General features: G+C 56.2%; 26 protein-coding genes and 1 other annotated feature. Of the genes, 19 read left to right on the plus strand and 7 right to left on the minus strand.

The window, feature by feature from the left end:
• Genes yidD through rpmH form a run of 3 tightly spaced genes read right to left on the minus strand, consistent with a single transcriptional unit; the run spans window position 1 to window position 738 of the window.
• Window positions 1–258 carry a membrane protein insertion efficiency factor YidD gene (gene yidD / locus JTA15_RS17775; RefSeq protein WP_001307474.1) on the minus strand — a complete coding sequence of 86 codons (258 nt, stop codon included), beginning with the start codon at window positions 256–258 and terminating at the stop codon, window positions 1–3.
• A complete protein-coding gene (gene rnpA / locus JTA15_RS17780; RefSeq protein WP_014172301.1) occupies window positions 222–581 on the minus strand; it encodes a ribonuclease P protein component in 360 nt (119 codons plus the stop codon). The genes yidD and rnpA overlap by 37 nt, the downstream gene beginning before the upstream one ends.
• Window positions 582–597: 16 nt before the next feature.
• Window positions 598–738 (minus strand): 50S ribosomal protein L34, encoded by a 141-nt coding sequence (rpmH, locus tag JTA15_RS17785; protein ID WP_000831330.1) that lies wholly within the window; start codon window positions 736–738, stop codon window positions 598–600.
• 600 nt (window positions 739–1,338) lie between these two features.
• Here rpmH and dnaA point away from each other — a divergent pair.
• The 4 genes from dnaA (at window position 1,339) to gyrB (ending at window position 7,502) form a co-directional block, all read left to right on the plus strand.
• Window positions 1,339–2,736, plus strand: a complete 1,398-nt coding sequence (gene dnaA / locus JTA15_RS17790) for a chromosomal replication initiator protein DnaA (protein WP_020882755.1) — start codon at window positions 1,339–1,341, stop codon at window positions 2,734–2,736.
• A 4-nt stretch (window positions 2,737–2,740) separates the two neighbouring features.
• Window positions 2,741–3,841, plus strand: coding sequence for a DNA polymerase III subunit beta (gene dnaN / locus JTA15_RS17795; protein ID WP_014167956.1), 1,101 nt, complete (start codon window positions 2,741–2,743; stop codon window positions 3,839–3,841).
• 147 nt (window positions 3,842–3,988) lie between these two features.
• On the plus strand, window positions 3,989–5,062 hold the full coding sequence (recF, locus tag JTA15_RS17800) for a DNA replication/repair protein RecF (RefSeq protein ID WP_025202644.1): 1,074 nt from the start codon (window positions 3,989–3,991) through the stop codon (window positions 5,060–5,062).
• Window positions 5,063–5,090: 28 nt separating this feature from the next.
• On the plus strand, window positions 5,091–7,502 hold the full coding sequence (gene gyrB, locus JTA15_RS17805) for a DNA topoisomerase (ATP-hydrolyzing) subunit B (protein WP_020882753.1): 2,412 nt from the start codon (window positions 5,091–5,093) through the stop codon (window positions 7,500–7,502).
• Window positions 7,503–7,535: 33 nt separating this feature from the next.
• Here gyrB and JTA15_RS17810 read toward each other — a convergent pair whose 3' ends face one another.
• Entirely contained in the window at window positions 7,536–8,483 is a 948-nt protein-coding gene (locus tag JTA15_RS17810; protein WP_025202645.1) for a LysR family transcriptional regulator, read from the minus strand.
• Window positions 8,484–8,592: 109 nt separating this feature from the next.
• Between JTA15_RS17810 and JTA15_RS17815 the strand changes: the two genes are divergently transcribed.
• From JTA15_RS17815 to JTA15_RS17850, 8 genes are all read left to right on the plus strand, one after another.
• Window positions 8,593–9,618, plus strand: a complete 1,026-nt coding sequence (locus JTA15_RS17815; RefSeq protein WP_014167960.1) for an NAD(P)-dependent alcohol dehydrogenase — start codon at window positions 8,593–8,595, stop codon at window positions 9,616–9,618.
• Window positions 9,619–9,731: 113 nt separating this feature from the next.
• Window positions 9,732–10,544 (plus strand): sugar-phosphatase, encoded by an 813-nt coding sequence (gene yidA, locus JTA15_RS17820; protein WP_219372553.1) that lies wholly within the window; start codon window positions 9,732–9,734, stop codon window positions 10,542–10,544.
• Window positions 10,545–10,770: 226 nt separating this feature from the next.
• The gene (gene dgoR, locus JTA15_RS17825; protein ID WP_020882750.1) at window positions 10,771–11,460 is read left to right on the plus strand and encodes a D-galactonate utilization transcriptional regulator DgoR; all 690 of its coding nucleotides are present in this window, start codon (window positions 10,771–10,773) and stop codon (window positions 11,458–11,460) included.
• Window positions 11,457–12,335, plus strand: coding sequence for a 2-dehydro-3-deoxygalactonokinase (locus JTA15_RS17830; RefSeq protein WP_025202647.1), 879 nt, complete (start codon window positions 11,457–11,459; stop codon window positions 12,333–12,335). Before dgoR ends, JTA15_RS17830 begins: the two co-directional genes overlap by 4 nt.
• Window positions 12,319–12,936 (plus strand): 2-dehydro-3-deoxy-6-phosphogalactonate aldolase, encoded by a 618-nt coding sequence (locus JTA15_RS17835; RefSeq protein WP_014167963.1) that lies wholly within the window; start codon window positions 12,319–12,321, stop codon window positions 12,934–12,936. Before JTA15_RS17830 ends, JTA15_RS17835 begins: the two co-directional genes overlap by 17 nt.
• Window positions 12,933–14,081: a galactonate dehydratase gene (gene dgoD / locus JTA15_RS17840; protein WP_014167964.1), complete on the plus strand. Its 1,149-nt coding sequence runs from the start codon at window positions 12,933–12,935 to the stop codon at window positions 14,079–14,081. Before JTA15_RS17835 ends, dgoD begins: the two co-directional genes overlap by 4 nt.
• 74 nt (window positions 14,082–14,155) lie before the next feature.
• On the plus strand, window positions 14,156–15,493 hold the full coding sequence (locus tag JTA15_RS17845) for an MFS transporter (RefSeq protein WP_078775102.1): 1,338 nt from the start codon (window positions 14,156–14,158) through the stop codon (window positions 15,491–15,493).
• A 51-nt stretch (window positions 15,494–15,544) separates the two neighbouring features.
• Entirely contained in the window at window positions 15,545–16,774 is a 1,230-nt protein-coding gene (locus JTA15_RS17850) for a DUF3748 domain-containing protein (protein ID WP_219372554.1), read from the plus strand.
• A gap of 10 nt (window positions 16,775–16,784) precedes the next feature.
• Here JTA15_RS17850 and JTA15_RS17855 read toward each other — a convergent pair whose 3' ends face one another.
• Window positions 16,785–17,102 carry a YceK/YidQ family lipoprotein gene (locus JTA15_RS17855; protein WP_025202651.1) on the minus strand — a complete coding sequence of 106 codons (318 nt, stop codon included), beginning with the start codon at window positions 17,100–17,102 and terminating at the stop codon, window positions 16,785–16,787.
• Between the two features lie 248 nt (window positions 17,103–17,350).
• Window positions 17,351–17,423, plus strand: a sequence feature (ROSE (Repression Of Heat Shock gene Expression) occurs in the 5'-region of heat shock genes and acts as an RNA thermometer to modulate expression.).
• On the opposite strand from JTA15_RS17855, the gene ibpA reads away from it, so the two are divergent.
• The 3 genes from ibpA (at window position 17,417) to JTA15_RS17870 (ending at window position 20,206) form a co-directional block, all read left to right on the plus strand.
• The gene (ibpA, locus tag JTA15_RS17860) at window positions 17,417–17,827 is read left to right on the plus strand and encodes a small heat shock chaperone IbpA (protein ID WP_008500162.1); all 411 of its coding nucleotides are present in this window, start codon (window positions 17,417–17,419) and stop codon (window positions 17,825–17,827) included. (Overlaps the previous feature by 7 nt.)
• Before the next feature lie 136 nt (window positions 17,828–17,963).
• A complete protein-coding gene (ibpB, locus tag JTA15_RS17865) occupies window positions 17,964–18,392 on the plus strand; it encodes a small heat shock chaperone IbpB (protein WP_020882745.1) in 429 nt (142 codons plus the stop codon).
• A gap of 152 nt (window positions 18,393–18,544) precedes the next feature.
• A complete protein-coding gene (locus JTA15_RS17870) occupies window positions 18,545–20,206 on the plus strand; it encodes a putative transporter (RefSeq protein WP_020882744.1) in 1,662 nt (553 codons plus the stop codon).
• Here JTA15_RS17870 and JTA15_RS17875 read toward each other — a convergent pair.
• Complete coding sequence (locus JTA15_RS17875) at window positions 20,174–20,920, minus strand: GntR family transcriptional regulator (protein WP_014167973.1); 747 nt, start codon at window positions 20,918–20,920, stop codon at window positions 20,174–20,176. The genes JTA15_RS17870 and JTA15_RS17875 overlap by 33 nt on opposite strands.
• Before the next feature lie 223 nt (window positions 20,921–21,143).
• On the opposite strand from JTA15_RS17875, the gene JTA15_RS17880 reads away from it, so the two are divergent.
• The 4 genes from JTA15_RS17880 to JTA15_RS17895 all read left to right on the plus strand — a co-directional run bounded on the left by JTA15_RS17880 (window position 21,144) and on the right by JTA15_RS17895 (window position 24,861).
• A complete protein-coding gene (locus tag JTA15_RS17880) occupies window positions 21,144–22,766 on the plus strand; it encodes an alpha-glucoside-specific PTS transporter subunit IIBC (RefSeq protein ID WP_020882743.1) in 1,623 nt (540 codons plus the stop codon).
• On the plus strand, window positions 22,763–24,085 hold the full coding sequence (locus JTA15_RS17885) for a 6-phospho-alpha-glucosidase (RefSeq protein WP_219372555.1): 1,323 nt from the start codon (window positions 22,763–22,765) through the stop codon (window positions 24,083–24,085). The genes JTA15_RS17880 and JTA15_RS17885 overlap by 4 nt, the downstream gene beginning before the upstream one ends.
• A gap of 91 nt (window positions 24,086–24,176) precedes the next feature.
• Window positions 24,177–24,524: a YidH family protein gene (locus JTA15_RS17890; protein WP_020882741.1), complete on the plus strand. Its 348-nt coding sequence runs from the start codon at window positions 24,177–24,179 to the stop codon at window positions 24,522–24,524.
• Window positions 24,514–24,861 (plus strand): DUF202 domain-containing protein, encoded by a 348-nt coding sequence (locus JTA15_RS17895; RefSeq protein ID WP_014167977.1) that lies wholly within the window; start codon window positions 24,514–24,516, stop codon window positions 24,859–24,861. The genes JTA15_RS17890 and JTA15_RS17895 overlap by 11 nt, the downstream gene beginning before the upstream one ends.
• On the opposite strand, the gene dsdA is transcribed toward JTA15_RS17895, so the two are convergent.
• Complete coding sequence (gene dsdA / locus JTA15_RS17900; protein ID WP_219372556.1) at window positions 24,845–26,137, minus strand: D-serine ammonia-lyase; 1,293 nt, start codon at window positions 26,135–26,137, stop codon at window positions 24,845–24,847. The genes JTA15_RS17895 and dsdA overlap by 17 nt on opposite strands.
• Window positions 26,138–26,139: the final 2 nt, after the last annotated feature.

Below are 26,139 nucleotides of genomic sequence, written 5' to 3' on the forward strand. Positions count from 1 at the left end.
TTAGTGTTCTCTGGTATCAAAGGGTCCTGGCGGGACGGGATCGTCTCCACCTGGGTGTAAAGGGTGGCATTTTAATACGCGTTTCACCGTCAACCAACTGCCTTTTATCACTCCAAACCTGCGCAATGCCTCAATTCCGTAGCTTGAGCATGTTGGCGTGAAACGGCAGTGCGGCCCGAGTAGCGGACTAATCAGGCGTTGATAGACCCGAATGAGGGCTATCAGGACCCGCGAGCCAGGCGACAATGGCGGCGCCATAATTTTTCCAACGCTTCCGAGAGAGCACGGTTATCGAGGTCGGCAACCCCTTTTTTAGCCACCACCACGAAATCCATTGAAGGCAGTTCGTGCTGACGTAAACGGAAGCTTTCACGCGTCAGACGTTTAATCCGATTGCGTTCATGCGCACGCTTAACGTTTTTCTTGGCGACAGTAAGACCGATGCGGGGATGCCCCAGCGAATTCAGGCGGCCGAGGATGGTGATTTGCGGCGTGCCAGCCCGTTGTGGCTGCTGGAAGACGAAAGTGAAATGAGTGGGAGTTAACAAACGTAACTCCCTGGGAAATGCTAGCTTAACCACTCAGGGGTTAGCTTTATTACTTGGAAACGGTCAGACGAGCGCGGCCTTTAGCACGACGACGTGCCAGAACCTGACGACCATTTTTAGTAGCCATACGAGCACGGAAGCCGTGAGAACGGTTGCGCTTCAGTACAGACGGTTGAAAAGTGCGTTTCATGGCGATTTCTACCTAAACTTGAATAAATTCACTGACTTTTGCGTATACCCGAACGAGTTTCGAACGACTAACGCCTCAGCGTGGGTGATTAAAGAGGCCGGATTGTAATAATTGTACACTCCGGAGTCAATTCTCTTTCCTTATTTCCCGCGTATTTCCGCACGTTTTCGCGTGGAAAATGAGCAACGGACGACGCAGGAAGATGAGCACCACGCGCCGGGTCGAGGATTATACGGCCTCCCAAACAAAGCGCAAGGATCGTCCCGGATCTTCGTTAGATCATTTAAGCAAGAAATTGTCTGTGCTCATTAATTTTTCCAATATGCGGGCTAAATCGTAGGGTACTCGCCCCAGGATCGTTTACACTTACCCGGTTTCCGATCTTCCTGTGGATAAATCGGGAAGAATCTGTGAGAAACAGAAGATCTCTGGCTCAGTTTAGGCTATGATCCGCGGTCCCGATCGGGATCCAGCGATCCTGGCCGGGTATAACCGCAGATAGCGGTTCGCACATCACCCTTTTGCACAGGGTCATGTCGATGTGCGCCAACAATCATGAATATTCAATAGTTTTCTTTTATTGTTCGAGTGGAGTCCGCCGTGTCACTTTCGCTTTGGCAGCAGTGTCTTGCCCGATTGCAGGATGAGTTACCAGCCACAGAATTCAGTATGTGGATCCGCCCCTTGCAGGCGGAACTGAGCGATAACACGCTGGCTTTGTATGCGCCAAACCGTTTTGTGCTCGATTGGGTAAGGGATAAATACCTTAATAACATCAATGGACTGCTGAATGATTTCTGCGGATCCGATGCGCCACAGCTACGCTTTGAAGTGGGAACAAAACCGGTCACGCAGACCGTGCGTGAAACGGTAAATGTGGCAATACCTGCTCAGGCAGCCCCCGCTCCGGCACCGCGCGCCCTTCCGGCGACCCGTTCGGGCTGGGACAACGTGCCTGCTCCGGCAGAGCAAACCTACCGTTCTAACGTCAATGTTAAACACACGTTCGATAACTTCGTTGAAGGTAAATCGAACCAGCTGGCGCGCGCGGCGGCACGCCAGGTTGCAGATAACCCCGGTGGTGCCTACAACCCGCTGTTCCTTTATGGCGGCACGGGTTTGGGTAAAACGCACCTTCTGCATGCGGTAGGCAACGGCATTATGGCGCGTAAGCCAAATGCGAAAGTGGTGTATATGCACTCCGAGCGCTTCGTTCAGGACATGGTAAAAGCCCTGCAAAACAATGCGATCGAAGAGTTTAAACGCTACTACCGTTCTGTTGACGCACTGCTTATCGATGACATCCAATTCTTTGCCAATAAAGAACGATCCCAGGAAGAGTTTTTCCACACCTTTAATGCGCTGCTGGAAGGTAATCAGCAGATCATTTTGACGTCGGATCGTTATCCAAAAGAGATCAACGGCGTTGAAGATCGTCTGAAATCCCGTTTTGGCTGGGGCCTGACCGTGGCGATCGAGCCACCGGAACTGGAAACCCGCGTCGCGATCCTGATGAAGAAAGCCGATGAAAACGACATTCGCCTGCCGGGTGAAGTGGCGTTCTTTATTGCCAAGCGTCTGCGCTCCAACGTCCGTGAACTTGAAGGGGCACTGAACCGCGTGATTGCCAATGCCAACTTCACCGGCCGTGCGATCACCATCGATTTTGTGCGTGAAGCGCTGCGCGATTTGCTGGCACTGCAGGAAAAATTGGTCACTATCGACAATATTCAAAAGACGGTGGCCGAGTACTACAAAATCAAAGTGGCAGATTTGCTGTCTAAACGTCGTTCCCGCTCGGTGGCGCGTCCGCGTCAGATGGCGATGGCGCTGGCAAAGGAGTTAACCAACCACAGTCTGCCGGAGATCGGCGATGCTTTTGGTGGCCGTGACCATACGACCGTGCTGCACGCTTGTCGTAAGATTGAGCAGTTACGCGAAGAAAGCCACGACATAAAAGAAGATTTTTCCAATTTAATCAGAACATTATCATCGTGACGCTATGAAATTTACCGTTGAACGTGAACATTTATTAAAACCGCTGCAACAGGTGAGTGGCCCATTAGGTGGCCGCCCAACGCTGCCAATTCTCGGAAACCTGCTGCTTCAGGTCGCGGACGGTACGCTGTCGCTGACCGGCACAGATCTGGAAATGGAAATGATCGCGCGCGTTACGCTGTCTCAGCCGCATGAAGCGGGCGCGACCACTGTTCCGGCACGTAAATTCTTTGATATCTGCCGCGGGCTGCCGGAAGGCGCTGAAATTGCCGTGCAGCTGGAAGGCGACCGTATGCTGGTGCGCTCTGGCCGTAGCCGTTTCTCGCTCTCGACGCTGCCTGCCGCGGACTTCCCGAACCTGGACGACTGGCAGAGTGAAGTTGAATTCACCCTGCCGCAGGCAACGATGAAGCGTCTGATTGAAGCCACGCAGTTCTCAATGGCGCATCAGGACGTTCGTTACTACTTAAACGGCATGCTGTTCGAAACCGAAGGTGAAGAGCTGCGTACCGTGGCTACCGACGGTCACCGACTGGCAGTCTGTTCCATGCCCATTGGCGACTCGCTGCCAAACCATTCGGTGATCGTACCGCGTAAAGGCGTGATTGAGCTGATGCGTATGCTCGACGGTGGTGATACGCCACTGCGCGTGCAGATCGGCAGCAATAACATCCGTGCTCATGTGGGTGATTTTGTCTTCACATCGAAGCTGGTTGACGGTCGTTTCCCGGATTATCGCCGCGTATTGCCGAAGAACCCGGACAAAACGCTGGAAGCAGGTTGCGACAGCCTCAAGCAGGCTTTTGCCCGCGCCGCGATTCTCTCTAACGAGAAATTCCGCGGGGTGCGTCTGTATGTGAGCGAAAATCAGATCAAAATCACCGCCAACAACCCGGAGCAGGAAGAGGCAGAAGAGATTCTGGACGTCACCTATGCCGGGACTGAGATGGAAATCGGCTTTAACGTCAGTTATGTGCTGGATGTGCTGAACGCGCTTAAATGCGAAAACGTTCGCATTCTGCTGACCGACTCCGTTTCGAGTGTACAGATTGAAGATGCGGCCAGCCAAAGTGCGGCTTACGTTGTCATGCCGATGAGGCTGTAGTGAACGCTATCGGGCTATCTTACTTGCCTTTTTCAACCCGGGCTGTGCTCGTCCCTGTCTCGTACTTTGTGTACGCGCCAGGGTCTGCGTGCAGTCCGCGTTGAAACGGGCTGAGCCGATTACGCCCTGGCCCGAAGAAATCCAGATATGTCACTGACGCGCCTTTTAATTAAAGATTTCCGCAATATCGAAAACGCGGATCTCGCTTTATCCCCTGGCTTTAATTTCCTGGTTGGCGCGAACGGCAGCGGCAAAACCAGCGTGCTTGAGGCCATCTACACGCTCGGCCACGGACGGGCGTTTCGCAGTCTGCAAATTGGCCGCGTCATTCGCCACGAACAGGAAGCCTTTGTTCTGCACGGGCGTTTGCAGGGCGAGGAGCGTGAAACGGCCATCGGTCTGACCAAAGACAAGCAGGGCGACAGCAAGGTTCGTATCGACGGTACTGACGGCCACAAAGTGGCTGAGCTCGCGCTGCTGATGCCAATGCAGCTGATTACGCCGGAGGGGTTTACTTTACTCAATGGCGGCCCCAAATACAGAAGAGCCTTCCTTGACTGGGGATGCTTTCACAACGAAGCCGGTTTCTTTAACGCCTGGAGCAACCTGAAGCGCCTGCTTAAGCAGCGTAACGCTGCACTGCGCCAGGTGACACGCTACGCCCAGCTGCGCCCGTGGGACAAGGAATTAATTCCCCTTGCGGAACAAATCAGCTGCTGGCGTGCCGAATACAGCGCGGGTATCGCCGACGATATGGCCGACACCTGCAAACAGTTTTTACCTGAATTCTCTCTCACCTTCTCCTTCCAGCGCGGCTGGGAGAAAGAGACAGATTATGCCGAAGTGTTAGAGAGAAATTTCGAGCGCGACCGCATGCTGACCTACACCGCACATGGCCCGCACAAGGCGGATTTCCGCATTCGTGCCGACGGTGCGCCGGTGGAAGACACGCTGTCGCGTGGGCAGCTCAAGCTTTTGATGTGCGCGCTGCGCCTGGCGCAGGGAGAGTTTTTGACCCGCGAGAGCGGGCGACGCTGCCTGTACCTGATAGATGATTTTGCCTCGGAACTTGACGACGCGCGGCGCGGGCTGCTTGCCAGCCGCTTAAAAGCCACGCAGTCACAGGTTTTCGTCAGTGCGATTAGCGCTGAACACGTTATAGACATGTCGGACGAAAATTCGAAGATGTTTACCGTGGAAAAGGGTAAAATAACGGATTAACCCAAGTTGAAATGAGCGAGAAACGTTGATGTCGAATTCTTATGACTCCTCCAGTATCAAAGTCCTGAAAGGGCTGGATGCGGTGCGTAAGCGCCCGGGTATGTATATCGGCGACACGGATGACGGCACCGGTCTGCACCACATGGTATTCGAGGTGGTAGATAACGCTATCGACGAAGCGCTCGCGGGTCACTGTAAAGACATCGTGGTCACGATCCATGCGGACAACTCCGTCTCCGTCACCGATGACGGTCGTGGCATCCCAACCGGTATTCACCCGGAAGAGGGCGTATCGGCTGCGGAAGTTATCATGACCGTACTGCACGCAGGCGGTAAGTTCGATGATAACTCCTATAAAGTTTCCGGCGGTCTGCACGGTGTAGGTGTGTCCGTGGTTAACGCCCTGTCGCAGAAACTGGAGCTGGTTATCCAGCGCGAAGGCAAAATTCACCGTCAGCTGTATACGCACGGCGTGCCGCAGGCACCGCTGGCTGTTACGGGTGACACCGACAAAACCGGTACCATGGTGCGTTTCTGGCCGAGCCTTGAAACGTTCACCAACGTTACCGAGTTCGAATATGAGATTCTGGCGAAACGCCTGCGTGAACTGTCGTTCCTGAACTCCGGCGTCTCGATTCGTCTGCGTGACAAACGCGACAACAGAGAAGACCACTTCCACTACGAAGGCGGTATCCGGGCGTTCGTTGAGTATCTGAACAAGAACAAAACGCCCATTCACCCGAATATCTTCTACTTCTCTACCGAAAAAGACGGTATTGGCGTGGAAGTGGCGCTGCAGTGGAACGACGGTTTCCAGGAAAATATCTACTGCTTCACCAACAACATTCCACAGCGTGACGGCGGTACTCACCTTGCGGGCTTCCGTGCGGCGATGACCCGTACCCTGAATGCCTACATGGACAAAGAAGGCTACAGCAAAAAAGCGAAAGTCAGCGCCACCGGTGACGATGCCCGTGAAGGCCTGATTGCGGTTGTCTCCGTGAAGGTACCGGATCCGAAGTTCTCCTCTCAGACTAAAGACAAGCTGGTCTCTTCTGAGGTGAAATCGGCGGTTGAACAGCAGATGAACGAACTGCTGAGCGAATACCTGCTGGAAAACCCGTCAGACGCGAAAATCGTGGTTGGCAAAATTATCGATGCGGCACGTGCCCGTGAAGCGGCGCGTAAAGCCCGTGAAATGACCCGTCGTAAAGGCGCGCTGGATTTAGCTGGCCTGCCAGGCAAACTGGCTGACTGCCAGGAACGCGACCCGGCGCTGTCCGAACTGTACCTCGTGGAAGGGGACTCCGCGGGCGGTTCTGCGAAGCAGGGCCGTAACCGTAAGAATCAGGCTATCCTGCCGCTGAAGGGTAAAATCCTCAACGTGGAGAAGGCCCGTTTCGACAAGATGCTCTCTTCTCAGGAAGTGGCAACGCTGATCACCGCGCTCGGTTGCGGCATCGGCCGTGACGAGTACAACCCGGACAAACTGCGCTACCACAGCATCATCATCATGACCGATGCGGACGTCGACGGCTCGCACATCCGTACGCTGCTGTTGACCTTCTTCTATCGTCAGATGCCAGAAATTGTTGAACGTGGCCACGTCTACATTGCACAGCCACCGCTGTACAAAGTGAAGAAAGGCAAACAGGAACAGTACATCAAAGACGACGAAGCGATGGATCAGTACCAAATCGCGATCGCGCTTGATGGTGCGACCCTGCATGCGAACTCTCACGCCCCTGCACTGGCCGGTGAGCCGCTGGAGCGTCTGGTGTCCGAGTTTAACGCGGCGCAGAAAATGATTGGTCGTATGGAGCGTCGTTATCCTAAATCGCTGCTGAAGGCGCTGATTTATCAGCCAACCCTGACGGAAGCCGATCTGAGCGATGAACAGGTTGTTACCCGCTGGGTGAACACCCTGGTAACCGAGCTGAACGAGAAAGAGCAGCACGGCAGCCAGTGGAAGTTCGATGTCCAGCAGAACGCTCAGCAGCAGTTCGAACCGATTGTGCGCGTGCGTACTCACGGCGTTGATACCGATTACCCCCTGGAGCACGAGTTTGTGACCGGTCCGGAATATCGCCGTATCTGTACGCTGGGTGAGAAGCTCCGTGGTCTTATCGAAGACGATGCGTTTATCGAACGTGGTGAACGTCGTCAGCCGGTAGCAAGCTTCGAGCAGGCGCTGGAATGGCTGGTGAAAGAGTCCCGTCGTGGTCTGTCTATTCAGCGTTATAAAGGTCTGGGTGAAATGAACCCGGATCAGCTGTGGGAAACCACCATGGATCCGGAAAGCCGTCGTATGCTGCGCGTGACCGTTAAAGACGCGATTGCAGCCGATCAGCTGTTCACAACCCTGATGGGCGATGCGGTTGAACCACGTCGTGCCTTTATCGAAGAGAACGCCCTGAAAGCGGCGAATATCGATATCTAAGGGTTGTTACACCGCAAGTCAGAGGCCGCGCATTTAGCGCGGCTTTTTTGTGGGCGCAGAATTATCAGCATCCAGCTCCAGCGACAGGACTGACGGTAACCGGCTGACCAGCATGTCGACCGCAATCCTGACTCGCAGGGGGAGATGCGGCGTCTGCTGCCAGACCGCGTGAACGTCGAAACGCACATCCGGCGCCTGTTTTAAGAGTGGGATGAGCCTTCCATTCTGCAGCTCTTTGCGCACCATCCAGCAGGGTAACCATGCAATACCATGCCCGGCCAGCGCTGCGTCGCAGATAGCCTGCAGATCGTCCATATTGAGGGATGATCGGGGAATTAGGGTGTGCGATGTTCCTTCGTGGTCCGCCAGTTCCCACGGTAACACCCTGCCGGCACGCAGGTAGTTAATGGCCTTATGCTGGCGTAAATCGGCAACGGTTTCAGGCTGGCCGTTATTCCTCAGGTACTCCGGCGCGGCGCACAGCACCATTCGGTGTTCCCCCAGGCGTCTGGCGACCAGCATGGTGCTGTCCGGCAGTGCGCCGTTTCGCACCGCCATATCAAACCCTTCCTCGACGATATCCACTACGCGATCGCTGAATGACATTTCCAGCTCAAGGGCAGGATGTTCCTGCGTCAAGGCTATCAGCAGCGGGGCGATGCACTGGCGACCAAACAGCACCGGCATGGCAACACGCAGACGGCCACTCACCTGATGTTTCCCTGTTTCCAGCAGCGACTCCGCGCCACGGATTTCCTGGAGTGCTCGCAGGCAACGTTCATAAAAAAGGGCACCGTTATCGGTCAGGCTTTGGCTACGCGTTGTGCGCTGAAACAGGCGTACTCCCAGCCGCGCTTCAAGGCGAGCAATGCTTTTCCCTACCGCCGAGCGCGACAAATGCAAACGCACCGCGGCCTGAGCAAAACTGCCTGCCTCTACGGCGGCGACAAAAACGGGAATATCCTTCAGCGTATCGGTCATGGATTGTCGTTCTTCAGGAATCAATAGTGGGAAAAGGTATCGCCACTGGCGACCATGAGTCAACGTTAGACTGTCGGTACTGAAGTGCATTTGATAACAGGAGAAAAAGATGACAGAGATGATGCAACGCTGGTCAATGGACGCCCTTGGGCGTGAAAACCTCAGACTCACTCAGGCGCCTGTACCCCAGCCGGGCCCGGGTGAAGTGCGCGTGCGGGTGAACGCTGTCGCGCTCAACTATCGCGATAAAATGGTCATCGAAGGCAACATGCCGATCGCGCTCACCTTCCCGTTTACCCCGGCATCTGACATGGCAGGCGTGGTGGACAGTACGGGTGAAGGCGTTACCCGCTTTAAACCCGGAGCTCGCGTCATCTCCACCTTCTCTCCGGAGTGGGTAGACGGTAAACCGAAAGGCGACGCCCGCAATTTGCCCTACCAGACGCTGGGCGGTTATTTTCAGGGGATGCTGTCTGAATACGTGATCATGCGTGAAAACTGGCTGGTGGCCGCCCCGGAAACGCTGGATGACGCAGAGGCTAGCACCTTACCCTGCGCGGGGCTTACCGCATGGTTTGCACTGGTGGAGCGCGGACAGTTACGTGCCGGACAGTCGGTGCTGGTGCAAGGCACTGGCGGTGTCGCAATCTTCGCGTTGCAAATCGCCAAAGCACACGGTGCAGAAGTTTTTGTGACGTCGGGCAGTGATGAAAAACTGGCGCTGGCTAAAACGCTCGGTGCCGATCGGGGCATCAACCGGCTTAAAGGGAACTGGGCTGACGAGATTTACGCGCTGACGCAGGATCGCGGTATCGACCATATTATTGAAACCGTTGGCGGGGAGAACCTGAGACATTCCCTGCGGGCCGTTGCCGTTCACGGGCGCATATCCGTCATTGGCGTGTTGGCCGGGAGTGAAATCTCGCTGCCTGCCAGCGAACTCTTGCTGAAATCACCGGTGATTCAGGGGATTGGCGTCGGGCACCGCCGTGCGCTGGAAGATTTTGTCCGCGCAGTCGATGTCACGGGGCTGAAACCGGTGATTGAACACCGCTACCGTTTTAACCAGCTTGAAGAGGCGCTTGTACACCTCGACCGCGGTGCTTTTGGCAAAATAGTCCTCACCCGCGAGTAAGCCGTTATCCCCGGGACAGACGTAAAAGGGGGCTTTTGTTGCGCAATGTAGCTCTATTTTTGTGGGCTTAATCGCGTTAGCATGAGGCAGCACTCATTTATCCCGGGGACCCTATGGCTATCAAACTTATTGCTATCGACATGGACGGCACGCTGTTGCTGCCAGACCACACTATTTCTCCAGCCGTTAAAAATGCGATTGCCGCTGCGCGCGCAAAAGGCGTGAATGTGGTACTGACCACCGGTCGTCCGTATGCGGGCGTGCACAGCTACCTGAAAGAGCTGCACATGAATCAGCCGGGCGATTACTGCATTACCTATAACGGTGCGCTGGTACAGAAGGCGGCGGATGGCAGCACGGTGGCGCAAACCGCGCTGAATTATGACGATTACCTGTTCCTGGAAAAACTGTCCCGCGAGGTCGGTTCCCATTTCCACGCGCTCGATCGCAATACGCTCTATACCGCTAACCGTGATATCAGCTATTACACCGTACATGAATCCTATGTCGCGACGATCCCACTGGTGTTCTGCGAAGCTGAGAAAATGGATCCGAGCACCCAGTTCCTGAAAGTGATGATGATTGATGAGCCTGACATCCTGGATAAAGCGATTGCGCGCATTCCGGCTGAGGTAAAAGAGAAATACACCGTGCTGAAAAGTGCGCCGTACTTCCTCGAAATCCTGGATAAACGCGTCAATAAAGGCACCGGTATGAAATCGCTGGCAGATACGCTGGGCATCAAACCGGAAGAGATCATGGCGCTGGGCGATCAGGAAAACGACATTGCGATGATTGAATATGCGGGCATGGGTGTGGCAATGGACAATGCGATCCCGTCCGTGAAAGACGTGGCCAATTTCGTGACCAAATCTAACCTCGAAGACGGCGTTGCCTACGCGATCGAGAAATTTGTTCTGCAGTAACAGCGTTTCACGCTCATCAGCCTCGGTTATCAACCGGGGCTTTTTTTTGCGCTGAATTTATCGAATTGTTCTTTTTGTGATCTGTATTGTAGTACAACATTATTTGATTGTACTACATTACAGCCACGGTAATGACGAAAGGCGTCACGTTTGTACTGCAAAAGTGAGGCGAAATTCAGCGGTCGAGGTAAAGTAGTCCTGAACATACAGAGCATAAGGACTCTCCATGACTCTCAATAAAACCGATCGCATCGTCATCACGCTGGGCACCCAGATCGTGGGTGGAAAGTACGTTCCCGGTTCACCGCTGCCTGCTGAGGCAGAGCTGTGTGAGGAGTTTGAAACCTCGCGCAACATCATTCGGGAAGTGTTTCGCTCGCTCATGGCAAAGCGGCTGATTGAAATGAAGCGCTACCGCGGCGCCTTTGTCGCCCCGCGTAATCAGTGGAACTACCTCGACACCGATGTCCTGCAGTGGGTGCTGGAAAACGACTACGACCCAAGGCTGATTGGCGCGATGAGTGAGGTACGAAACCTGGTAGAGCCGGCCATCGCCCGTTGGGCTGCGGAACGTGCAACGTCAGGAGACCTGGCTCAGATTGAGTCCGCCCTGAACGACATGATTGCCAATAACCAGAACCGGGATGCGTTCAACGAAGCGGACATCCGCTATCACGAAGCGGTGCTGCAGTCGGTTCATAACCCGGTATTACAGCAGCTTAGCGTTGCCATCAGCTCGCTACAGCGCGCGGTATTTGAACGAACCTGGATGGGCGATGAGGCCAACATGCCAAAAACGCTCCAGGAACATAAATCGCTGTTCGATGCTATCCGGCATCAGGACGGCGACGCGGCAGAGCAGGCGGCACTTACGATGATCGCCAGCTCGACACGAAGGTTGAAGGAAATCACATGACATCTCGCTACATCGCTATTGACTGGGGATCGACCAATCTGCGCGCCTGGCTGTATCAGGGCGAGCAGTGCCTGGAAAGCAGGCAATCAGAAGCAGGCGTGACGCGCCTGAACGGTAAATCCCCCGAGGCGGTGTTAGCAGAGGTGACACACAACTGGCGCGAGGGCGCCACGCCGGTGGTCATGGCGGGCATGGTGGGCAGTAACGTGGGCTGGAAGGTCGCGCCTTATCTGCCCGTACCTGCCGCGTTCGCTGCCATTGGCGAGCAGTTAACGTCCGTTGGTGACAATATCTGGATTATTCCAGGATTGTGCGTTTCCCGGAACGATAACCACAATGTGATGCGCGGCGAAGAGACCCAGCTCCTTGGCGCGCGCACGCTTTCTCCTTCTTCTGTCTACGTCATGCCCGGCACGCACTGTAAATGGGTGCAGGCCGACGCTGAGCACATCCACGATTTTCGCACCGTGATGACCGGTGAGCTGCACCATTTGCTGCTGACGCACTCACTGGTGGGCGCGGGGTTGCCGGAGCAGGACGCTTCGCCCGAGGCCTTTGCCGCCGGGCTGGAGCGGGGTATCGGCAGCCCTGCCGTTTTGCCGCAACTTTTTGAAGTTCGCGCTTCGCATGTACTGGGCACGCTTCCCCGTACGCAGGTCAGCGAATTTTTATCGGGCCTGTTGATTGGCGCGGAAGTCGCCAGCCTGAGCGAGCAGTACGCCGGGCAACAGACCATCACCCTCGTCGCGGGTTCATCGCTGACCTCTCGCTACCGCCAGGCGTTCAATGCCATCGGGCGGGACGTGGCTGCGGTAGAAGGCGACACGGCATTTCAGGCAGGAATAAGGAGCATCGCTCATGCAGTGGCAAACTAATCTTCCCCTCATCGCTATCCTGCGCGGCGTCACGCCCGACGAGGTATTAGCGCACGTAGGTGCGGCGATCGACGCCGGTTTTGACGCCGTGGAAATACCGCTTAATTCCCCAGAGTGGGAAAAGAGCATCCCGGCGGTCGTGGACGCGTTTGGTGATAAGGCGCTGATTGGCGCTGGCACCGTTCTGCAACCGGAGCAGGTGGACCAGCTTGCGCAGATGGGCTGCAGGCTGATTGTGACGCCGAATATTCACCCTGAGGTGATCCGCCGCGCAGTGGGCTACGGCATGACCGTCTGTCCGGGATGCGCAACGGCAACAGAAGCGTTCGCGGCTCTCGATGCGGGCGCGCAGTCGCTCAAAATTTTCCCGTCATCGGCTTTTGGTCCGGCCTATATCAGCGCGCTGAAAGCGGTATTGCCCGCCAGCGTACCGGTCTTTGCGGTGGGGGGCGTGACGCCAGAAAACCTGGCGCAGTGGATCAACGCAGGTTGTGTCGGGGCGGGTCTGGGCAGCGATCTCTATCGCGCCGGGCAATCCGTCGAACGTACCGCACAGCAGGCGGCCGCATTTGTGAAAGCGTATCGAGAGGCAGTGAAATGAAAATAACCAAACTCACCACGTACCGTTTACCGCCGCGTTGGCTGTTCCTGAAAATCGAAACCGATGAAGGCGTGGTCGGCTGGGGCGAACCGGTCATTGAAGGGCGTGCGCGTACCGTGGAAGCGGCGGTGCATGAGCTGGGCGAGTACCTGACAGGACAAGATCCTGCCCGCATCAACGACCTGTGGCAGGTGATGTACCGCGCGGGTTTCTACCGGGGCGGACCGGTTTTGATGAGCGCCATCGCCGGTATCGACCAGGCGTTATGGGATATCAAAGGCAAAGTGCTGAATGCCCCGGTCTGGCAGCTGATGGGCGGCCTGGTGCGCGACAAAATCAAAGCCTACAGCTGGGTAGGCGGCGACCGTCCCGCGGAAGTGATCGACGGTATCAGGCAGCTGCGCAATATTGGTTTTGACACCTTTAAACTGAACGGCTGCGAAGAGATGGGCGTCATCGACAACGCACGGGCGGTAGACCGCGCGGTAAATACCGTGGCGCAGATCCGTGAAGCGTTCGGCAACGAGATTGAGTTTGGCCTGGACTTCCACGGTCGCGTCAGCGCGCCGATGGCCAAAGTGCTGATTAAAGAGCTGGAGCCGTACCGTCCGCTGTTTATCGAAGAGCCGGTGTTGGCCGAGCAGGCGGAGTACTACCCGAAACTGGCCGCACAGACGCATATCCCGATTGCCGCCGGTGAGCGCATGTTCTCGCGCTTCGAGTTCAAACGCGTGCTGGAAGCTGGCGGCCTGGCGATATTGCAGCCGGATCTGTCGCATGCCGGCGGCATCACGGAATGCTACAAAATCGCCGGGATGGCGGAAGCCTACGACGTGGCGCTGGCACCGCATTGTCCGCTGGGGCCGATCGCACTGGCAGCCTGTCTGCACGTCGACTTTGTCTCGCGCAACGCGGTGTTCCAGGAACAGAGCATGGGCATTCACTATAACAAGGGCGCGGAACTGCTCGACTTTGTGAAAAACAAAGATGATTTCAGCATGGAAGGCGGTTTCTTTAAACCGTTAACGAAGCCGGGCCTTGGCGTGGATATCGACGAAGCCAAAGTCATTGAGCTGAGTAAAAACGCGCCGGACTGGCGTAACCCGTTATGGCGTCATGAAGATGGCTCTGTCGCTGAGTGGTAATTCAGCCTAAGCACATCGCCACTAAAAAGTAATTTCAACAATAACAAACACACACCCTCTGTAAATTACAGGGCATGGTGAGCGGCTTCGCTATGCCCAAAATCTGGAGACAGATTGCGATGGATATTCCTGTTACTGCTGCAAAAACCGGGCGTCGGCGCTACCTGACGCTGGTCATGATTTTTATTACTGTGGTCATCTGTTACGTTGACCGCGCCAACCTTGCCGTGGCTTCAGCCCATATTCAGGAGGAGTTTGGGATCAGCAAAGCGGAAATGGGCTACGTCTTTTCGGCGTTTGCCTGGCTGTATACGCTGTGCCAGATCCCCGGCGGCTGGTTCCTTGACCGCGTCGGCTCGCGCCTGACCTATTTCATTGCCATCTTCGGCTGGTCGGTGGCGACCCTGTTCCAGGGCTTTGCCACCGGGCTGATGTCGCTGATTGGCCTGCGTGCGATCACCGGGATTTTCGAAGCCCCGGCGTTTCCGACCAATAACCGCATGGTGACCAGCTGGTTCCCGGAGCATGAACGCGCCTCGGCCGTTGGGTTCTACACCTCCGGGCAGTTTGTCGGCCTGGCATTCCTGACGCCGCTGCTGATCTGGATCCAGGAACTGCTGAGCTGGCACTGGGTCTTTATTGTGACCGGGGGGATCGGCATTATCTGGTCGTTGATCTGGTTCAAGGTCTATCAACCGCCGCGTCTCACCAAAAGTATCAGCAACGCTGAACTGGACTATATCCGCGACGGTGGCGGTCTGGTGGATGGCGATGCGCCGGTGAAAAAAGAGGCGCGTCAGCCGCTGACCAAAGCCGACTGGAAGCTGGTTTTCCACCGCAAGCTGGTGGGGGTTTATCTGGGGCAGTTCGCGGTGACCTCCACGCTGTGGTTCTTCCTGACCTGGTTCCCGAACTATCTGACCCAGGAAAAAGGCATCACCGCGCTGAAGGCGGGCTTTATGACCACCGTACCGTTCCTGGCGGCCTTCTTTGGTGTGCTGCTTTCCGGCTGGCTGGCGGACAGGCTGGTGAAAAAAGGGTTCTCGCTGGGTGTCGCGCGTAAAACGCCTATTATCTGCGGGCTGCTGATCTCCACCTGCATCATGGGCGCAAACTACACCAACGATCCGGTCTGGATTATGACGCTGATGGCGATTGCGTTCTTCGGTAACGGTTTTGCCTCCATCACCTGGTCGCTGGTCTCCTCGCTGGCCCCGATGCGCCTGATTGGTCTGACCGGTGGCGTGTTCAACTTTGTCGGCGGCCTGGGGGGGATCACGGTTCCGCTGGTCATCGGTTATCTGGCTCAGGACTATGGCTTTGGCCCGGCACTGATCTATATCTCCGCGGTGGCCTTGCTCGGTGCGCTCTCCTACATCCTGCTGGTGGGTGACGTCAAACGTGTAGGCTAATTCCCCGCAATGTTTTACCCTGATGCGATAACTGCGCATCAGGGTAACGCCATGAAACAAATCACCTTCGCCTCCCGTCATCACCAGCTTACCAATATCAATACCTGGACGCCGGACAGCCAGTGGCTGGCCTACGATGTGCGTCCGTCCGGCGCATCGTTTACCGGTGAAACCATTGAGCGGGTCAATGTTATTACGGGTGACGTCGAGGTGATCTATCGCGCCAGTCACGGTGCGCATGTTGGCGTGGTGACCGTTCATCCGCAGCAGGACAAATATGTCTTTATCCACGGCCCGGAAAACCCGGATGCAGACTGGCACTACGATTTTCATCATCGTCAGGGCGTGGTTGTACACAACGGTCAGGTGAGTAACCTGGACGCCATGGATATCACGCCGCCTTATACCGCAGGCGCGCTGCGTGGCGGCAGCCACGTGCACGTTTTTAGCCCTGACGGACAGTTCGTGAGCTTTACCTACAACGACCATGTATTGCATGAGCGTGACCCGAAGCTCGATTTACGTAACGTCGGCGTCGCAGCGCCTTTTGGCCCGGTGACGCCGCAAGGGACGCATCCACGTGAATATTCCGGCACCTTCTGGAGCGTGCTGGTGAGCCGCACGACGCCCGCGCCTCAGCCCGGCAGCGATGAGATCAACCGAGCCTATGAAGAGGGCTGGGTGGGCAATGACAGGCTGGCGTTTATCGGCGATACCGTGTCTGCGACAGGCGAGAAAGTGCCAGAACTGTTTATTGTGGATCTGCCCCACGACGAGCAGGGATGGAAACGCGCGGGCGATGCGCCGCTGCAGGGAACTCCTGAGACGCTGCCTGCGCCCCCGGCGGGTGTCATGCAGCGCCGGCTGACCTTTACCCACCAGCGGGCATTCCCGGGGCTGGTAAACGTGCCGCGTCACTGGGTGCGCTGCAACCCGCAGGGGACGCAGATTGCGTTTCTGATGCGTGATGATAAGGGCATTGTGCAGCTGTGGCTTATCGCTCCAGAAGGCGGCGAACCACGCCAGTTGACGCATAACGAAAGTGACATTCAGTCGGCATTTACCTGGCACCCAGCCGGTCACCGTCTGGGATTTGTGCTGGAAGAGCGGATTGCCTGCTGTGATGCGCAAACCGGAGAGGTGACGTTTTTGACGTCCGATCACGGCAATCCACCGTCTGGTGATGCGGTCGTGTTTTCCCCGGACGGGCGTTTTATTGCATGGATGGAAGAGACAGAAGGTTTCCGTCAGCTTTGGCTAACGGAAACCGGGCAGCGTTAACGCGTTGGCGTTAAGCGGGTGGAATGACGGAATTGGTGGCCAGATTTTGCTGCTCGCTTTTCTCTACCCGCGAGCGCACGGAGCTGTCCTTACGGAACATATCCCACGGCAGCAAAAGCGTATCGGCCACAGCCGTAAACGGCATATCCAGGATGACCAGGGATTTTGTGCCCCAGTTGGTATCGTCATCGGAGATCATCTCAGCGCTGGCACGCGTCCCCGGATATGTTCCTTCTTTACCGCCGGTGTGAGACATCACGCTCGAACACCCGCAAAGTAAAACAACCCCGCTGAACGTCGTCAGCTTTATCAGAACATTTTTCATCATCACTCAGTCATCGTTAATGGCACTGCATAAACCTGCAACTCAGGGTTATAGCGAGCCTCGTTCAAAATGGATAGCCCGATAACCCCGCACTGTGGCAGCCATCGCAATTTAACCCTTTGTGCTGTTGTCCCAGTCTAAGCGAGATGCACGAAAGTGCAAAAAAAAGTGCGCCCGCTGCGCTTGAAAAGACCGGTTCCAGACCCATTTTAAGAATGTAACCCGATAACGAACACGCCTGAGGGGTGTTCAGGGGCACACTGGCCTGTCCATGGTGGAAGGCTACAATTTCTCGCTGATTTCAGGAGCTTTTATTTATGCGTAACTTCGATCTTTCCCCGCTATACCGTTCTGCAATTGGTTTTGACCGCCTGTTTAACCATTTAGAAAATAACCAAAGCCAGAGCAACGGCTACCCTCCATACAATGTTGAACTGGTTGATGAAAACCACTACCGCATCGCCATTGCCGTCGCTGGTTTTGCAGAGAACGAACTGGAGATCACCGCGCAGGACAACCTGCTGGTGGTGAAAGGTTCACATACGGCTGAGCAGAAAGAACGCACCTACCTTTATCAGGGTATCGCCGAGCGCAACTTTGAACGCAAGTTCCAGTTAGCCGAGAACATTCACGTGAAAGGCGCGAACCTGGTCAACGGCCTGCTGTTTATCGAACTGGAACGTGTGATTCCGGAAGAGAAAAAACCGCGCCGTATCGAGATCAACTGATTATGCGGGTCGCGCGAGCGGCCCACCCAGAATTGCTTGCCGTAATGGGAGCATATGTGAATCCATGAGGATTTGCAGGAACAACTGCGCACAAAAATAAACTGTGCCGAACTCGCTTCTCAGAAGGAGATTTAGTATGCGTAACTACGATTTATCCCCCCTGCTGCGTCAGTGGATTGGTTTTGACAAACTGGCTAATGCCCTGCAAAGCGCCACCGAGCAACAGACGTTTCCGCCGTACAACATCGAAAAAAGCGATGACAACCACTATCGCATCACCCTTGCGCTGGCCGGGTTCCGCCAGGACGATCTGGATATTCAGCTCGAAGGCACGCGCCTGACCGTGAAAGGTACGCCGGAAAAACAAGAAACCGAGACCAAATGGCTGCACCAGGGCCTGGTTAATCAGCCGTTTAGCCTGAGCTTTACTCTGGCTGACCATATGGAAGTGTCCGGCGCGACATTTACCAACGGGCTGCTGCATATCGACCTGACCCGCAACGTGCCGGAAGCCATTGCACCGCAGCGTATCGCCATTAGCGAGCGTCCTGCGCTGAACAGTTAACCCTCTGCGGGTTGTTGCCTCTCCCACAGGGAGAGGATGAAAAGATAACGCCCTGCCCCGGCAGGGCTTTTTTGTGCGCCATCGCCCATACAACCGCGTGCGGCTCTGAGAGAATCCGTAGCATAACTAAGGTTATGCACAGGAAGTGGATCATGAGTGATATCGCGTTAACCGTTAGCGTGTTGGCCCTGGTCGCAGTGGTGGGTCTGTGGATTGGCAATGTTAAAATCCGCGGCGTCGGATTTGGGATAGGCGGGGTGCTGTTCGGCGGGATTTTTGTCGGCCATTTTGCCGACCAGCTTGGGCTGGTGCTCAGCGCCGAAATGCTCCATTTTATCCAGGAATTCGGTCTGATCCTCTTCGTCTACACCATCGGTATTCAGGTGGGGCCTGGCTTTTTCGCTTCCCTTCGGGTCTCCGGATTACGGCTGAACCTGTTTGCCTTCGGCATTGTGGTGATGGGAGGGCTGGTCACCGCCATTCTGCATAAGCTCTTCGATATTCCGCTGCCGGTGGTGCTGGGTATTTTCTCCGGGGCGGTCACCAATACGCCTGCACTGGGTGCAGGGCAGCAAATTTTGCGCGACCTTGGCATCTCTCCCGGTATTGTCGACCAGATGGGGATGAGCTACGCCATGGCCTATCCGTTTGGGATTTGCGGCATTCTGCTCTCCATGTGGCTGGTGCGGGTACTCTTTCGCATTAACGTCGAAAACGAGGCAAAAGACCACGAAACTACGCTCACCAACGGCCATATGCCGATCAAAACCATCAACATTCGCGTCGATAACCCCAACCTCAACAATATGGCGATTCAGGATGTGCCGATCCTGAACAGCGCCAATATTATCTGCTCGCGCCTTAAACGTGACGATATGCTGATGGTACCCGCGCCCGGGACCATTATTCAGCAGGGTGACCTGCTGCACCTGGTCGGACAGCCCGGGGATTTAAACAACGCGCGGCTGGTGATTGGTCAGGAGGTGGAGACCTCGCTTTCCACGCGCGGCACCGATATGCGTGTAGAGCGTGTCGTGGTGACCAACGAGCACGTGCTTGGCAAGAAAATACGCGATTTGCAGGTTAAAGAGCGCTATGACGTCGTGATCTCCCGTCTTAACCGTGCTGGGGTGGAACTGGTCGCCAGCCCGGAAGCCAGCCTGCAGTTCGGCGATATCCTGAACCTGGTTGGGCGCCCGTCATCCATTGATGCGGTAGCGGACATGGTGGGTAACGCCCAGCAAAAACTGCAGCAGGTGCAGATGTTGCCGGTCTTTATCGGTATCGGGCTGGGGGTGCTGCTTGGCTCCATTCCGCTGTATGTCCCGGGTTTTCCGGTTGCGCTCAAGCTGGGCCTGGCGGGGGGACCGCTGATTATGGCGCTGATCCTCGGGCGTATCGGCTGTATCGGTAAGCTCTACTGGTTTATGCCGCCGAGCGCCAACCTGGCGCTGCGCGAGCTGGGGATTGTGCTGTTTCTGGCGGTGGTCGGCCTGAAATCCGGGGGCGATTTTATCGATACCCTGGTGAAGGGCGAGGGAATGAGCTGGGTCGGCTACGGGATATTTATCACGGCGATTCCGCTCCTGACGATGGGGATCCTGGCGCGGATGTTCGCCAAAATGAACTATCTGACGCTCTGCGGCATGCTCGCCGGATCAATGACTGACCCACCCGCACTGGCCTTTGCCAACAACCTGCACGCCACCAGCGGCGCGGCGGCGCTGTCATACGCCACGGTCTACCCGCTGGTGATGTTCCTGCGTATTATTACCCCGCAGCTACTGGCGGTGCTGTTCTGGGGGATGAGTTAGCAGATCGTCCGGGTGGATGCGCCGCAGATGGTAGTCCACCTGGTAATCACGGGTATTACGGAACATCACGGAATAATTGAGAAATTCGCCGCTGTCGCTGTAGGAGAGAGACGTTATCCGCAGCAGCGGCGTCTGTTCCGGCAGGTTCAGGTAACCGGCGAGCTGTTTATCTGCCAGCACCGGCGTCAGGCTCTCATAGTTGCCGCTGATGGTTATTCCGCACTCCTTCTCGATGTAATCAAACTTCGACCCTTCCAGATGTGCCAGTGAAAGCGTGCGGAACAGCTTCACGGGCATAAAGCTGTCCTCCAGCATCAGGGGTTTTCCGTCGACATAACGCACCCGGCGCGAGAAGTAGATACGCTCATCCACCTGAATGCGGAGCTGGCTGGCGATAGCGGGCGGAGCGGGCATCACTTCGAACTGTAGCACCTTGCTCTGCACCTCTTTTCCCTGCTGGCGCAGCACCTCCACCAGCCCGGTCAGATTGGTGGTTTCGTGGTGGACATCTTTACGCGCCACGAATGTCCCGCTACCGTGTCGGCGTTCAACCAGCCCCCAGTTCACCAGCAGATCCAGCGCCTTCCGAATGGTCATCCGCGCCACGCCAAACTCCTGCGCCAGCGCTTTCTCACCCGGCAGCGGACTCCCGATATTGTAGTCCGACGAATTCAGCCGCAGCCGCAACCTGTCAGCGATAGATTTGTAGATCACCAGTAGACCTCTCTTCCCGTATTAACGCGTGGCTTGCGTCTTGACATGTCCATATTAACAACGAAAAGTAGACCTGACTGGTCAAAATAAAACCATGAATGCGATCACGAATCGCAGCGGCACGTCATGTTCGCCCATGGGTAAATTCTTATGCTCACTTCAGGCCCAGCAAAAAATCATAAAGGCCTCTACCCCCTACAGGTTGTTACGTGAGGATTTAAAAATGCTCAGTCAAATACAACGTTTTGGCGGCGCCATGTTTACCCCGGTGTTGTTATTTCCCTTTGCCGGGATCGTGGTCGGGATCGCCATCATGCTTCGCAACCCGCTGTTTGTGGGCGAGGCCTTAACCGCCCCCGATAATCTGTTCGCGCAAATTGTTCACATCATTGAAGAGGGCGGCTGGGCGGTGTTTCGCAATATGCCGCTGATTTTTGCCGTGGGTTTACCGATTGGTCTGGCGAAGCAGGCGCAGGGCCGCGCCTGCCTGGCGGTGCTGATCAGTTTTCTGACCTGGAACTACTTTATCAATGCGATGGGGATGACATGGGGTCATTTCTTTGGCGTCGACTTCGCCGCTGAGCCCACTGCCGGCAGCGGACTGGCCATGATTGCCGGTATCAAAACGCTCGATACCAGCATCATTGGGGCGATTGTGATTTCGGGGATTGTCACCGCCATCCACAACCGCTATTTCGACAAGCAGTTGCCTGTTTTCCTGGGGATTTTTCAGGGCACCTCGTTTGTCGTTATCCTCGCGTTCTTTGTGATGATCCCCTGCGCCTGGCTGACGCTGATGGGCTGGCCGAAAGTGCAGCTCGGCATTGAGTCCCTGCAGGCCTTTTTACGCTCTGCCGGTGCGCTGGGGGTGTGGGTTTATACCTTCCTGGAACGCATTCTGATCCCTACCGGATTACACCACTTTGTCTACGGTCCGTTTATCTTTGGCCCGGCAGCGGTCGAGGGCGGCATCCAGGTTTATTGGGCGCAGCATCTTCAGGAATTTAGCCAAAGCACGCTGCCGCTGAAAACCCTGTTCCCGGAAGGCGGTTTTGCGCTTCACGGCAACGCCAAAGTGTTTGGCTCTGTCGGGATTGCGCTGGCGCTCTGGTACACCGCATCACCGGAAAACCGCGTCAAAGTGGCAGGCCTGCTGATCCCGGCCACGCTGACCGCCGTGCTGGTGGGCATTACCGAGCCGCTGGAATTCACCTTCCTGTTCATTTCGCCGCTGCTGTTTGCCGTCCACGCCGTTCTGGCCGCCACGATGGCGACGGTGATGTACATCTTCGGCGTCGTGGGCAACATGGGCGGCGGACTGCTGGACCAGTTCCTGCCGCAAAACTGGATCCCCATGTTCCACAACCACGCCTCGACGGTATTCACCCAGATGGGTATCGGTCTTTGCTTCACCGGCCTCTATTTCGTGGTCTTCAAAACGCTGATTGAACGGTTGAACCTTAAAACCCCGGGCCGTGAAGAGAGCGAAGTCAAACTTTACAGCAAGGCGGATTATAAAGCGGCACGCGGGCAAACCACCGCACCGGCTGCCGCCAGCCAGCAGGTTGGGCAAGCCGCCGGATTCCTGCAGGCGCTGGGCGGCGCGGCCAATATCGAAAGCATTAATAACTGCGCCACCCGCTTACGTATCGCGCTGGTCGACATGGCGCAAACCCAAAGCGATGACGTCTTTAAGGCCCTGGGCGCACACGGTGTGGTGCGACGCGGCAACGGCATTCAGGTGATTGTTGGACTGCACGTCCCTCAGGTACGAGACCAGCTTGAATCGCTGATGAAAACCCCTTCAACAAACGAACAAACTACCCTGACAGAGGCTATATCATGAAAAAATTCTCAGTTGTCATTGCAGGCGGCGGCAGTACCTTCACGCCGGGGATCGTCCTGATGCTGTTAGCCAACCGTGACCGTTTTCCGCTGCGCGCGCTGAAATTCTATGACAACGACGGCGCACGTCAGGAGACCATCGCCGAGGCGTGCAAGATCATCCTTAAAAAGCAGGCTCCGGAGATTGAGTTTAGCTACACCACCGATCCTGAAGCGGCCTTTACCGACGTCGATTTTGTGATGGCACATATCCGCGTGGGGAAATACCCGATGCGTGAAAAAGACGAGAAAATCCCCCTGCGTCACGGTGTGCTGGGTCAGGAGACCTGCGGACCCGGCGGGATCGCCTACGGCATGCGCTCTATTGGCGGCGTGCTGGAGCTGGTCGATTACATGACACAATACTCCCCGAATGCGTGGATGCTGAACTACTCGAACCCGGCGGCCATCGTGGCTGAAGCGACCCGTCGCCTGCGACCCAACGCCAAAATCCTCAACATCTGCGATATGCCCATCGGCATAGAAGGGCGTATGGCGCAGATAGTTGGCCTTAAAGACCGTAAAGAGATGCGCGTGCGTTACTACGGGCTGAACCACTTCGGATGGTGGACATCCATTGAAGATGCAAACGGCAATGATTTAATGCCGAAACTGCGCGAATATGTCGCGAAAAACGGCTATGTGCCGCCCTCTGACAATGCCCATACCGAAGCCAGCTGGAACGACACGTTCGCGAAGGCAAAAGATGTGCAGGCGCTGGATCCGGACACCATGCCAAACACCTATCTGAAATATTACCTGTTCCCGGACTACGTGGTCGCGCACTCCAATCCGGAACGCACGCGCGCTAACGAGGTGATGGATCACCGTGAGAAGCATGTGTTCAGCGCCTGCCGGGCGATTATCGAAGCCGGTGTATCGTCCGCCGGGGAGCTGGAAATCGACGAACATGCGTCGTACATCGTCGATCTGGCGACTGCGATTGCCTTCAACACTCAGGAGCGCATGCTGCTGATTGTGCCCAACAACGGTGCCATTCATAACTTTGATGCCGACGCGATGGTAGAAATTCCGTGCCTGGTCGGTCATAACGGGCCGGAGCCGTTAACGGTGGGCGATATTCCACACTTCCAGAAAGGGTTGATGAGCCAACAGGTAGCGGTGGAAAAACTGGTAGTGGATGCCTGGGAGCAGCGCTCGTACCAGAAATTGTGGCAGGCGATTACGCTGTCGAAAACGGTGCCGAGCGCCTCCGTTGCGAAAGCGATTCTGGATGACCTGATCGAGGCCAACAAAGCGTACTGGCCAGCGCTGCATTAATCGTCCTGACCGGCATCGCCCGATGCCGGTCTCCTTGTCCTTGTCGATTTACGCTATGCTGGAACCTGCCTGTAGCAGACAAGGAATCTTCATGAAAATTTCCCGCCTCGGTGAAGCCCCTGACTACCGCTTCTCGCTGGCTAATGAGCGTACGTTCCTCGCATGGATCCGCACCGCGTTGGGCTTTCTCGCCGCGGGTGTGGGGCTTGACCAGCTCGCGCCTGATTTTGCCACGCCGCTGATCCGCGAAGTGCTGGCGTTGCTGCTGTGCCTGTTTGCCGGCGTGCTGGCCATATACGGCTACCTGCGCTGGCTGCGTAACGAAAAGGCGATGCGGCTTAAGCAGGATCTTCCCTATACGCGTGGGTTACTCATCATCAGCATGATTTTGCTGGCGGTAGCGGGCGTGGTGATGGTGCTGGTGTTGTATGGTGGATAACCGCAAAGCGCGACGCGAAGCCGACCCCGGCCTGCAGCCGGAGCGGACGTCGCTGGCCTGGCTGCGTACGTTACTGGGGTATGGCGCGCTGATTGCCCTCGCCATCAAGCACAACTGGCATCGCACAGGCGTGCCATTCTGGATCTCACTGGTCGTGCTGGCGCTTGTGGCGATCGTTTTGTGGCGCTATACCCGCAGTCGCAACGTAATGGATGTGACGCAGGACGATTTTGTACAGCCGAAGGCGGTGCGCGATAAGTTCCTGATCGCCCTCGCGGTGCTGTCGTTGTCACTGCTGTTTGCGGTCACCCATCTGCAGTTTATTTTTTCCCTTTAGCCAGGTACTTCGCCATCTCGTCTTCCGGCACCATTCCGCCGCCGGTTGCCCAGACCAGTTGGGTCGCGTTCGCGGATGCGACAGGAACACGCAGCGGCCCGGCCATGCCCGCCAGCGCCGACGGCTCAAGGCGAATGCCTTCTTCCTGCGCCAGCCAGCCGAGCATGTCGTACATGCTTTGATCGGAAAGGGTATAGAACCCGTCAAGCAGCCGCTCCATCGCCCGGCCCACAAAGCCAGACGCGCGTCCAACCGCCAGCCCGTCGGCGGCCGTCACGTTGTCGATACCCAGATCCTGCACGGCGATGGCATCATGCAGCCCGGTGTAGACGCCCAGCAGCATGCACGGGGAGTGCGTCGGCTCGGCGAAGAAACAGTGTACGTTGTCGCCAAAGGCCAGCTTCAGGCCAAACGCCACGCCGCCAGGACCGCCACCGACGCCACAAGGCAAATAGACGTACAGCGGATGTTCTGCATCCACCACGCGGCCCTGCGCGGCAAACTGCGCTTTTAGCCGCTCGCCTGCCACCGCATAGCCGAGGAACAGCGTGCGGGAGTTCTCATCGTCGATAAAGAAACAGTTCGGATCGCTCTCCGCGGCCTTACGTCCTTGCTCCACCGCCACGCCGTAATCCTGCTCATATTCCACGACGATCACACCGTGGCTACGCAGTTTGGCTTTTTTCCACTCACGGGCATCGGCGGACATGTGCACCGTAACCTGAAAGCCGATGCGTGCGCTCATGATGCCAATGGACATCCCAAGGTTGCCGGTGGATCCCACCGCGATACTGTACTGGCTGAAGAACGCTTTAAAACGCGGCTCCAGCAGGATGCTGTAATCGTCTTCGACGCTCAGCAACCCTGCTTCCAGCGCCAGTTTCTCGGCGTGAGTCAGCACTTCATAGATGCCCCCGCGCGCTTTGATGGAGCCAGAGATAGGCAGATGACTGTCTTTTTTCAGCAGCAGCGTGCCGGGAATGGCCACCCCCGATTCGTTCTCCAGCCTTTTCTGCATCGCCGGGATAGCCACCAGTTCGGACTCGATAATCCCCTGCGTGGCCGCCGTTTCGGGGAACGCTTTTGCCAGATACGGCGCAAAGCGGTTAAGGCGTGCATGCGCATCGTCCACATCGGCTTTGCTCAGCCCGACATACGGCAACCCTTCAGCAAGCGAGGTGGTGCGCGGGTTTAGCCAGGTGGTCTCTTTCAGGGCAATCAGATCCTCAATCAGAGGGAACTGTGCGGTTAAGGTGCTGATAGTTGCGTTTTCCATAG

The sequence above is a fragment of the Enterobacter sp. BIDMC 29 genome (genome assembly GCF_019378755.1).
Taxonomy (GTDB): Bacteria; Pseudomonadota; Gammaproteobacteria; order Enterobacterales; family Enterobacteriaceae; genus Enterobacter; species Enterobacter ludwigii.